Origin of the sequence: Actinokineospora xionganensis (assembly GCF_014323725.1) — a bacterium.
In the GTDB taxonomy this organism is placed as follows: domain Bacteria; phylum Actinomycetota; class Actinomycetes; order Mycobacteriales; family Pseudonocardiaceae; genus Actinokineospora; species Actinokineospora xionganensis.
This window is the reverse complement of sequence record NZ_JABVED010000009.1, coordinates 22,993-33,702: the sequence shown is the minus strand read 5'-3', so window position 1 is coordinate 33,702 and position 10,710 is coordinate 22,993. Positions and strand designations below refer to the sequence as shown.

7 protein-coding genes and 1 pseudogene are annotated in these 10,710 nt (G+C 69.9%); 4 read left to right on the top strand and 4 right to left on the bottom strand.

What is annotated here, in order from left to right; all coding sequences use genetic code 11:
* The first annotated feature begins 125 nt into the window (after positions 1 to 125).
* Positions 126 to 1,620, top strand: a pseudogene (locus tag GPZ80_RS16830) (M1 family metallopeptidase).
* Positions 1,621 to 1,671: 51 nt separating this feature from the next.
* On the opposite strand, the gene GPZ80_RS16825 reads toward GPZ80_RS16830, so the two are convergent.
* Positions 1,672 to 3,504: a DUF2339 domain-containing protein gene (locus GPZ80_RS16825; protein ID WP_187221329.1), complete on the bottom strand. Its 1,833-nt coding sequence runs from the start codon at positions 3,502 to 3,504 to the stop codon at positions 1,672 to 1,674.
* 115 nt (positions 3,505 to 3,619) lie between these two features.
* The gene (locus GPZ80_RS16820; protein ID WP_176926721.1) at positions 3,620 to 4,321 is read right to left on the bottom strand and encodes an IclR family transcriptional regulator; all 702 of its coding nucleotides are present in this window, start codon (positions 4,319 to 4,321) and stop codon (positions 3,620 to 3,622) included.
* Between the two features lie 63 nt (positions 4,322 to 4,384).
* On the opposite strand from GPZ80_RS16820, the gene leuC reads away from it, so the two are divergent.
* The 3 genes from leuC to GPZ80_RS16805 all read left to right on the top strand — a co-directional run bounded on the left by leuC (position 4,385) and on the right by GPZ80_RS16805 (position 7,533).
* On the top strand, positions 4,385 to 5,788 hold the full coding sequence (gene leuC, locus GPZ80_RS16815) for a 3-isopropylmalate dehydratase large subunit (RefSeq protein WP_187221328.1): 1,404 nt from the start codon (positions 4,385 to 4,387) through the stop codon (positions 5,786 to 5,788).
* Between the two features lie 14 nt (positions 5,789 to 5,802).
* The gene (gene leuD, locus GPZ80_RS16810; protein WP_187221327.1) at positions 5,803 to 6,396 is read left to right on the top strand and encodes a 3-isopropylmalate dehydratase small subunit; all 594 of its coding nucleotides are present in this window, start codon (positions 5,803 to 5,805) and stop codon (positions 6,394 to 6,396) included.
* A 246-nt stretch (positions 6,397 to 6,642) separates the two neighbouring features.
* On the top strand, positions 6,643 to 7,533 hold the full coding sequence (locus GPZ80_RS16805) for an HU family DNA-binding protein (RefSeq protein ID WP_187221326.1): 891 nt from the start codon (positions 6,643 to 6,645) through the stop codon (positions 7,531 to 7,533).
* A gap of 136 nt (positions 7,534 to 7,669) precedes the next feature.
* Here the strand turns inward: GPZ80_RS16805 and GPZ80_RS33725 are convergent, their stop codons facing one another.
* A complete protein-coding gene (locus GPZ80_RS33725; protein WP_187221325.1) occupies positions 7,670 to 8,533 on the bottom strand; it encodes an NUDIX hydrolase in 864 nt (287 codons plus the stop codon).
* 4 nt (positions 8,534 to 8,537) lie between these two features.
* Positions 8,538 to 10,688 (bottom strand): RNA degradosome polyphosphate kinase, encoded by a 2,151-nt coding sequence (locus GPZ80_RS16795; protein ID WP_312880408.1) that lies wholly within the window; start codon positions 10,686 to 10,688, stop codon positions 8,538 to 8,540.
* Between the last annotated feature and the right edge of the window lie 22 nt (positions 10,689 to 10,710).

The following is a 10,710-nucleotide window of genomic DNA, read 5'->3' as shown; positions in this document are numbered from 1 at the left end:
TGCCTTGAAGGCCGATTCGATGGGAAGTCTGTCGGAAATGGCGGCCACGTGCCGCCATTTGGTCTTTAGTGGCGCGTGATCCCTCGTGGCAGGTTCCGGCGAATCCGACCAGGAGGCAGGGATTCATGCGCGTGCGATCACAACTCGTCATGTCGGCCGCGGTGGTGGCGGTGCTCGTGTCCACCCCGGCCAGTGCGGCCCCGTCGCCGGGGCGCGGCCGGAATCGGCGACCACTACCCGGGGGACGGCAACGGCGGCTACGACGTCTCGCACTACGACGTTTGGCTGAGCCACAAGCTCTTCCGCGACGAGCTGTGGGGCACCACGACGGTCACCGCGACCGCCACCCAGGACTTGTCCCGATTCGATTTGGACTTCCTGCTCCGAGTGGACTCCGTGCGGATGAACGACGCCGTCGCGTCGACTCGATCGAAGGACGGCGAGTTGGTCGTCACCCCCGCCAAGCCCATCGCCAAGGGCACGGTCATGACGAACGTGGTCAGCTACAAGGACACCCCGGGCAAGTACGAGCGCTACGGCTACAACGCGTGGAAGATCGGCGCCGACGGCGGCGCGCTCGCCGCGGACGAGCCGCAGATCGCGCCGTGGTGGTACCCGAGCAATGACCACCCGCTGGACAAGACGACGTTCGACGTCTCCGTCGCCGCGCCCGAGGACTACAAGGTGATCTCCAACGGCGTGTTCGTCGGCACCCAGCAGCAGATCGACGGCTGGGTCCGGCGGAACTGGCGCAGTGTCAAGCCACAGGGAACCTACGAGACCCTGCTCGCCGTCGGGAAGTTCGAACCGCGCGACCAGACCACGCCCAACGGCCCGTCCTTCATCACCGCGTACGGCGACGACCTGGTCTACGGCGGCGCCGCCCGGGCCAGTGTGGAGCGCACGCCGGAGATCGTCGAGTTCCAGGAGACCCAGTTCGGGCCCTGCCCGTTCGAGGCGCAGGGCGGCGTGGTGAGCACCGCGATCGCCTTCGCGCTGGAGAACCAGACCCGGCCGATCTGCAGCGACCGGTTCTTCCGCCGCGGCTGCGACACCTATGTGGTCGCGCACGAGAACGCGCACCAGTGGTTCGGCGACTCGGTGTCGGTCGCGCGGTGGAAGGAGATCTGGCTCAACGAGGGTTTCGCGACCTACGCGGAATACTTGTGGTCGGAGCACCTCGGCGAGGGCACCCCGGCGCAACTCGCGCGGTACACCTACGACTCGATCCCGGCCGGGGACCCGTTCTGGCAGGTGCTTCCGGGCGACCCCAGCGCCGCCGGACAGTTCGACGACGCGGTGTACGACCGCGGTGCGATGACCCCGCGGGCGCTGCGGACCGCGATGGGTGACGCCGCGTTCTTCAAGACGCTGCGCACGTGGCCCGCCGACCACCAGTACGGCAACGTCACCACCGAACAGTTCCGGGCCTTGGCGGAGAAGACGTCCGGAAAGGATCTGCGGGCGCTGTTCACGACTTGGCTCTACACCGCGGGCAAGCCCGCCGTCGGCCCGAACGGACCCACCACGGCAGGCCGTTCCGGGGTGGAACCGCGTTCGTTCCGCGCGATCCACGAGACGCGCGAGATGCTCGCGCACAGCGGTCACGGGCACCGCTGACCGGTCGGTTCGCCGGGCACGGACTCCCGCGCCCGGCGAATCCCGCTCCGGCTAAGAGATCTTCTCCTCGGGCCGGGCGGTCGCGGCCACCTTGCGGGCATAGCGGGCGCCCGCGGCCAGCAGGATCAGGCCCGCGCAGAGGAAGACCGCGACCCGGGCCATGCCGTCCAGCGCGGACAGGTCGAACAGGATGAGCTTCAGGACCGCCGCGCCCACGAGCACCAATCCGATGGTCCGCAACGCGGGGACGTCGATCCCGCGCACGAGCAGAACCAGCGCCGCCGCGGTCCACGAGACCGTGATGAGCACGTGCCCGACGAGGAATCCGGTCCTGCCCGGGAACACCAGCAGGGACGCGGTGAGCACCACTCCAGCCGCCCCATACAGCGCCAGGAATCCGCCGAACAACCATGGCGGCATGGTTTTGCCCGGAGCGCCCAGCTTGCCCAACCGCGAGGCCGTCCACGGCAGCGCCACCGAGACAGCGAGGATCAGCGCCGCCACCAGACAGGCGCCCGCGAGCCTCCCGGACGTCCATGGACGGAACTCGGCGATCATCGTGGGTGGGAAGTCGGTGCTCCACGCGAGCATGCCGCCGACCGCGGCGAAGGCGAGTCCGCCCGCGAGCGCGAAGTCCTTGCGGACGCGCCAGGCCACCAGGGTGAGCAACAGCGCCTCGGCGAGGAGGATGGCGGTGCGGGCGGTGCCGTCGAACTGGGTGACCGTCGCCTGGAAGGCCGCCGCCATCCCGGCGATGCCCGCGAGCTGTCCGGCCGTCCCACGCAGGGCCACACACACCCCCAGCAGGACCGCCGCGGCGCCCGCGGCCAGCAGGACGGCCTGGGACTTGGGCAGGAAGAGCGCGGCGATCAGCGTCGGCGCGGCCGCGAGAGCCAGCAGGCTCAGCGCCGCCGGGTCCGCCGGGCGGCGGTGGGTGGCGAGCACGGCCAGCCCGAGACCGATCACCCCGGCGCCCACCGCGGCTGCGGTGTTGGTCCACGAACCAGGCTTCGCGAGCACGAAGGTGCTTATCGCCGAGGCCAGCAGCGGTGGTATCCCGGCGCCCCAGGCCGCCGGGGTCCACTCCTTGCTCAGCTGAACCGGAGTCGTCGCCACCTGCACGGCCAGCAGGAACGTCACCAGCGTCGGGGTGAAGCCCTGGGTGATGAGGGGAGCGCACACCGCGCAGCCCAGGACCACGGCCGTGCCGAGCGACGCGGAGTCCCAGTGGGTGGCCAGCCGCAGACCGCCGACCACGATGGCGAGCGCGATGCCCAAGCCGACGACGACCGGCAGGTACTCGTAGAGGGTGGTGGCCGCGATGGTGTCCAGGTAGAGCACGGCGATGCCGGTCGCGGCGAGGGCGAAGGCCCCGGTGCGACCCGCGGGATCGCGGTGCAGCCGCAGGCCGACGGCGACCAGCGCGAGGCCGAAACCCGCGCCGACGAGGACCCGGGGGAGCGGTCCTAGCCAGCCGCGCTGGATCGCCAGCACGAGCAGCAGGACGATCCCGAGAAGAGTGACGGCGCCGCCGATCCACGCCAGCATCCTGCTGCCCGCGCCCTCCTTGCCCAGCTTCTCGCCGAGCGACTCCCGGCGGATCGGCGCGGGCATGGGCCCCAGCGGCCGCGGCTGGGCCATCGCGTGCTGAGCCATCCCGTATTGGGGCATCGGCTGCTGGACCATGGGTGGCGACGGCCACGTGAAGGCGGGGGGCGCCATGGGCGGGACGGGCCACGCGGGCGCGGCGGGCGGAGCCTGTTGGGGCACCGCTTCGCCCGATGTCCGCATCGTCCGCAGTTCGGCGCCGACCAGGGTCAGTCGGCGCCCAAGTTCGTCGATCTCCTCGGCGAGACGCGCGAGTGCGGTTCTGTCGGCTGCCATGGACTGAGAATGGCTCGCCTAGGCCCGGAAGAGATCCGTAGCACTACTCAGCCGCGATGACGATTAAGTCTCGTTGTGTGTCGCCCGACACCTTGTCGGGCGACACAAACGACAGCTAGAGGCGGTTTTGCAGGGCGTCCGCGGCGGCGAGCAGGTCCGCGGCCCAGCGGGCGCCCGGACGACGTCCCATCCGGTCGATGGGGCCGGAGACCGAAACCGCGGCCACCACCGTCCCCGTGGCGTCGCGCACGGGCGCGGAAACACTGGCCACACCGGGTTCCCGCTCGGCGACGCTCTGCGCCCACCCGCGCCTGCGGACCTCGAGCAGCGCGCGCTCGCCGTACACCGCGTCGGCCAGGAGGCTGCGCTGCGTGGCGGGATCCGCCCACGCGGCAAGAACCTTGGCTCCCGACCCGGCCGTCATCGGCAGGCGCGTTCCAACTGGGACGGTGTCCCGCAACCCGCTCTGCGGCTCCGCCGAGCACACGCAGATGCGGTGCAGGCCGTCGCGGCGGTAGAGCTGGACGCTCTCGCCGGTTCGGTCACGTAATCTCGGTAACACCGCGGTGGCCGCGTCGAGCAGCGGGTCGGTCGCGCCGCCCGCCAACTCCCCGAGCGCCGCACCCGGTCGCCATCGACCGTCAGAACCCCTGCGTAGCAGGCGATGCACTTCAAGGCCGACCGCCAGGCGATGGGCCGTGGCCCTTGGCAGTCCGGTCTTGGTGCACAGCTCCGCCAATCCGCAGGGCTCTTTCGCAACGGCCTGCAGTACCGCCATTGCCTTGTCCAAAACCCCGATGCCGCTATGCTGTCCCACAAGGCGATACTACGTTCCCGTTATATGGGAAGTCCAGTCCATGGGAAGTTGATGGTGAGAGCGATGGCCAAAACGCTCGCCGAAAAGGTTTGGGACCAGCATGTGGTGCGTCGCGGTGACGGCGCCGAACCGGACCTGCTCTACATCGACCTGCACCTCATTCACGAGGTGACCAGCCCACAGGCGTTCGACGGCCTGCGGCTGGCCGGTCGACCGGTGCGCAGGCCCGATCTGACCATCGCCACCGAGGACCACAATGTGCCGACGACGGGGATCGACCTCCCGATCGCCGACCCGGTGTCCCGCAAGCAGGTCGAGACCCTGCGCCGCAACTGCGCCGAGTTCGGTGTGCGGCTGCATCCGATGGGCGACGTCGAGCAGGGCATCGTGCACGTCGTCGGGCCGCAGCTGGGCCTCACCCAGCCGGGGATGACCGTGGTCTGCGGCGACAGCCACACTTCCACCCACGGCGCGTTCGGCGCGCTGGCGTTCGGCATCGGCACCTCCGAGGTCGAACACGTGCTGGCGACCCAGACCCTGTCGCTTCGTCCATTCAAGACGATGGCGATCACGGTGAACGGTGAGCTGCGGCACGGCGTCACGGCCAAGGACGTGATCCTCGCGGTGATCGCGCGAATCGGCACCGGCGGCGGTCAGGGCTACGTCCTGGAGTACCGCGGCAGCGCCATCGAGGCGCTGTCGATGGAAGCCCGGATGACGGTGTGCAACATGTCCATCGAGGCAGGCGCCCGCGCGGGCATGATCGCGCCCGACGACACGACTTTCGAGTACCTCAAGGGCCGCCCGCACGCCCCCGACGGCGCGGACTGGGATGCCGCCGTCGCCGCGTGGCGCGAGCTGCGCACCGACGACGACGCCGTTTTCGACGAGGAAGTCGTCATCGACGCCGACTCGCTCGTGCCGTTCGTGACGTGGGGCACCAATCCGGGCCAGGGGCTCCCACTGACCGCGAGCGTGCCCGACCCCGCGGACATCGCCGACGAGAACGAGCGGATCGCCGCCGAGAAGGCACTGACCTACATGGGCCTCGCGCCAGGCACGCCGCTGCGCGACATCCACGTCGACACGGTGTTCCTGGGCTCCTGCACCAACGGCCGCATCGAGGACCTGCGGGCCGCCGCGGCCGTCATCCGCGGTCACCACGTGGCCGACAACGTCCGGATGCTCGTGGTGCCCGGCTCGATGCGGGTGCGCGCGCAGGCCGAATCCGAGGGCCTGGACAAGGTCTTCCTCGCCGCGGGCGCCGAGTGGCGGCAGGCGGGCTGCTCGATGTGCCTGGGCATGAACCCCGACCAACTGGCCCCCGGCGAGCGCAGCGCGTCGACGTCGAACCGCAACTTCGAGGGCAGGCAGGGCAAGGGCGGGCGGACCCACCTGGTGTCCCCGCTCGTCGCGGCGGCCACCGCCGTGCGCGGAACCCTGTCCACCCCCGACGACCTGAACTGAGGACGGAGAACACCATGGAGCCGTTCACCACCCACACCGGCGTCGGGGTGCCGTTGCGCCGGTCCAACGTGGACACCGACCAGATCATCCCGGCCGTCTACCTCAAGCGGGTCACCCGGACCGGTTTCGAGGACGGCCTGTTCGCCGCCTGGCGCGGCGACGAGCAGTTCATCCTCAACCAGGAGCCCTACCGGGCGGGCAGCGTCCTGGTCGCCGGGCCGGACTTCGGCACCGGCTCATCGCGTGAGCACGCGGTGTGGGCGCTGCTGAACTACGGGTTCCGGGTCGTCCTCTCGGCCCGCTTCGCCGACATCTTCCGCGGCAACGCCGGCAAGCAGGGCCTGGTGGCCGCCCAGTGCGAGCAGTCTGATATCGAGTTGCTCTGGAAGATCCTGGAAGCCGAGCCTGGGACCGAGGTCACGGTGGACCTCATCGAGAAGACGGTCCGGGCAAAGGACTTCACCGCCCCGTTCTTCGTCGACGACTACACCCGCCGGCGGCTGCTCGAAGGGCTCGACGACATCGCCCTGACCCTGCGCCACGAGGCCGCCGTGACCGAGTTCGAGCAGGCCAGGCCCAAGTGGAAGCCGGTAACCACCCCGCTGTAGCCCCCTGATCGACTCCCGGATTCCCTTCCCTCAAGGGGTATCCCGGGACCACAATCCAGCCGCCCACTTTCAGCGTGACGGACCCGATTTCGCCGATTTCGACCCCTCAGGGGGCCGAACATCGCACGATGCAAGGAAAAATCGGGCGCGTCGCGTGGAAATTACGCGCCTATAGGCATACGGTGGCGTGAAGTCGGCCAAATTGGGCCGTTAACGGCAGTGTGGTCTCAAACGGAGGACTGAAGGGTGAACAAGGCCCAACTCATCGAGGCGTTGTCCGAGCGTCTTGGCGACAAGAAGGCCGCAGGCGCTGCGGTCGACGGTCTCGTCGACGTGATCGTTCGTACGGTCAACAAGGGCGAGAAGGTCAACATCACCGGCTTCGGCGTGTTCGAGAAGCGCGCTCGCGCTGCCCGCACCGCGCGCAACCCTCGCACCGGCGAGACGGTGAAGGTGAAGAAGACCAACGTCCCCGCGTTCCGCGCGGGCACGATGTTCAAGGAGGTCGTGAGCGGGACGAAGAAGCTGCCCAAGGTGGCGGCCACTCGTCCGGCGGCAGCGGCGGCCAAGGCCCCCGCGGCTCGCGGCACCGCGACGGCGACCCGGACCACCCGGGCGGCGGCCGGCGCCACGGCACGTCCCACGGCTACGCGTAGCACCACCACGCGGACCCGCGCGGCGGCGGCGAAGCCCGCGGCGGCCCCCAAGGCCACCACGGCTCGCGCGACCACCAGGGCCACGGCGGCCAAGACGACCGCGGCGAAGACCACCGCGGCGAAGGCGGCCCCGAAGGCGGCGGTGAAGACGACCGCGGCCAAGACGACCGCGGCGAAGACCACCGCGGCGAAGGCGGCCCCGAAGGCGGCGGTGAAGACGACCGCGGCCAAGACGACCGCGGCGAAGACCACCGCGGCGAAGGCGGCCCCGAAGGCGGCGGTGAAGACGACCGCGGCCAAGACGACCGCGGCGAAGACCACCGCGGCGAAGGCGGCCCCCAAGGCGGCGGCGAAGACGACCGCGGCCAAGAAGCCTGCAGCGGCCAAGGCCACCACCGCCAAGAAGACGACCGCGGCGAAGACCACCGCGGCCAAGGCGACGGCGAAGGCCACTCCCGCGAAGCGGGCAGCCAAGAAGTAGTCAGACAGGCACATCGCGAGAGCCCGCACGCTTCTCCCGTGCGGGCTCTCGCGTGTGTGGGGTTGTGCCATGGCGCCTGCACCCCAGTCCTGCTTGGTCACCACAAAGCGGCCGAGCCGCGCCACCAGGCGCCATGTCACGCTTGCCTTATGTATAGGGCTCCTATCATTGTGTCCCCGGCGAAGGACAGGAGCCAGAGGCTGCCCTTGCGGCTGCGGACCTCGCCAACGTCCACACTGGAATCCTTCGCCAGGTCGCTGACCAGGTCGGGAATGACTCCGCCCTGGCTGCACACCACCGCTGTCCCGCCGTCGCCGACGATCTCCCGTAGGCGGTCCACAGCGTCGGTCCGATCGGCCGACTCGAGCAGTGTCGCTTCCAGACGCACGTCTACATTCAGCTGTTCGGCCACCCGCCGGACTGTCTGCACGCACCGTGCCTTCGGGGCCGAGTGCACCCGGTCCGGGGCGAACAGCGGGATGAGGTGCGCGAGGGCTTTCGCTTCCCCCCTCCCGGTCTTGGACAGCGGTCGTTCGTCGTCGGGACCGGGCCACCTGTCACGGCGGCCCGCGTGGCCATGGCGGACCAGCAACACGGTCGCCGTTTCCGGGCCGGTCTCGGCGAAGCCAGCCAGCACCGAGCGGTCGTGGTCATAGGTCAGGCGTTCCGCCGCCGCGGGCAAAGTCAGCCACCGCAGCCTGTCGACCTCGTCGTTGGCGGTGAACTCCCCGTCGACGACCCGCGCCGCGAAGTAGTCGACCGTCTTCGGCACGCCGTCCACCGCGTACGACACGTGCCCCAGGGACCGACCCAGCGCGCAGCGGAATCCGGTCTCCTCGGCGACTTCCCGCACCGCGGCGGCGTAGAGCGACTCGCCCTCGTCCAGTTTTCCCTTGGGCAGGGTCCAGTCCCGGTACCGCGGACGGTGCACCACGGCGATCTCGACCTCCGCCGACCGCCGCCACAGCACGGCGCCGGCGGCGAGGATGGGATTTGTCACGGGACTAACCCAGGGCTCGGTGGCGCTTGAGGAGTTCGGCCTGGTGGTCGCGAACCGACTTGGCGCCCACCGGTGAGGGGTGCCAGTCGCCGTTGCCGGAGAGGACCCAGCAGCGGGTCGCGGGGTTCAGGGCCGAATCCAGCATGTCGTCCAACTGCTTGGTGAGCCGCTTGTCGGTGACCCGGACCTGGACCTCCACCCGGCGGTCGAGGTTGCGGTGCATCATGTCGGCGCTGCCGATCCAGTGCTCGTCGCAGCCCTTGAAAACGAACACCCGCGAATGCTCCAGGAACCGGCCCAGGATCGACCGGACCTCGATGTTCTCGCTCAGCCCGGGGATACCCGGTTTCAGGGCGCAGATGCCGCGCACCACGATCTCCACCGGCACCCCGGCCTGCGACGCCCGGTAGAGCGAGTCGATGACCTGCTCGTCCACCAGCGAGTTGACCTTGATGCGGATCCCGGCGGGCCTGCCCGCGCGCTGGTGCGCGATCTCGTCGTCGACCCGTTCGATGATCCCGCGCCGCACACCGTACGGGGCCACGAGCAGACCCCGGTACGTGTCCTGACGAGCGTAACCGGTGAGCACGTTGAACAAGTCGGTCAGGTCGGCGCCGATGGTGGGTTCGGCGGTGAGCAAGCCGACGTCCTCATAGAGCCGCGCGGTCTTCGGGTTGTAGTTGCCCGTGCCGATGTGGCAGTAGCGGCGGATCGTGGACCCCTCCTGCCGCACCACGAGCGAGATCTTGCAGTGGGTCTTGAGACCCACCAACCCGTACACCACGTGCACGCCCGCCTTCTCCAACGCGCGCGCCCACTTGATGTTCGCCTGCTCGTCGAACCGGGCCTTGAGCTCCACCAGGGCCACGACCTGCTTGCCCGCCTCGGCCGCGTCGATCAGGGCGTCGACGATCGGGGAGTCGCCGGAGGTGCGGTAGAGCGTCTGCTTGATGGCCAGCACGTGCGGGTCGCTCGCGGCCTGCTCGACAAAGCGCTGCACGCTCGTGGAGAACGAGTCGTACGGGTGGTGCACCATCACGTCGCCCTCGCGCAGGGTGGCGAAGATGCTCTTCGGTGTCTCGCGCTCGCCGAACGCCGGGTGCGTGGCGGGCACGACGACCGGGTCCTTGAGCTCCTTGCGGTCCACGCCGTAGAGCTGCCAGAGGCACGACAGGTCCAGCAGTCCCTGCACGACGACGACGTCGTTGGGGTGGACCTCCAACTCGCGCAGCAGCAGTTCGAGCATGTGCTCGGTCATGTCGCCCGCGACCTCCAGGCGCACCGACGCGCCGAAACGGCGCTGCGCCAGCTCCCTTTCCAGGGCCTGCAACAGGTCCTCGTCGCGGTCCTCCTCGACCTCGAGGTCGGCGTTGCGGGTGACCCGGAACGCGTGCACGCCGGTGACGTCCATGCCCGCGAACAGGGTGTTGCGGTGCGCGGCGATCAGTTCCTCCAGCGGCAGGAAGATCGCGACCTGCTCGTCGGCGCTGCGGTCGATCGGCACCAGCCGGGGCACGTTGTCGGGCACCTTGACGCGGGCGAAGCGCTCGATGCCGCCTTCCGGGTCCCGCACCGTCACCGCGAGGTTGAGCGACAGGCCGGAGATATAGGGGAACGGGTGCGCCGGGTCGACGGCCAGCGGGGTGAGCACCGGGAAGACCTGGTCGCGGTAGTAGGCCGACAGCCGGGTGCGCTCGTCGTCGGTGATCTCGCTCCACGTGGCGATGCGGATGCCGCGCTCGGCCAACTCCGGGCGAACCCGCTCCTCGAACGCCCGAGAGTGCTGCTCGACGAGTTCCTGGTTGCGCTTGGCGATGTAGGCCAGCTGTTCACGCGGGGTCAGCCCGTCGGCGCTGCGGACCGACAGGCCCGTCTCGTTGCGCCGCTTGAGGCCCGCGACGCGCACCATGTAGAACTCGTCGAGGTTCGAGGCGAAGATCGCCAGGAACTTGGCGCGTTCGAGCAGCGGCTGCGAGGAGTCCTCGGCCAGGGCGAGCACCCGGGCGTTGAAGTCCAACCAGGACAGTTCGCGGTTGAGATACCGGTCGTCGGGCAGGTCGGTCACCGCCGCCGCGGGGGTCGCCGCGGGCGGAGCGGACGGCAGCGCGCGTGGCTCGACCGCCCGGCCGTCGGTCGCCGCGGCGGGTGGGGCGATGACCTTCTCGTCGGTGTTCTCG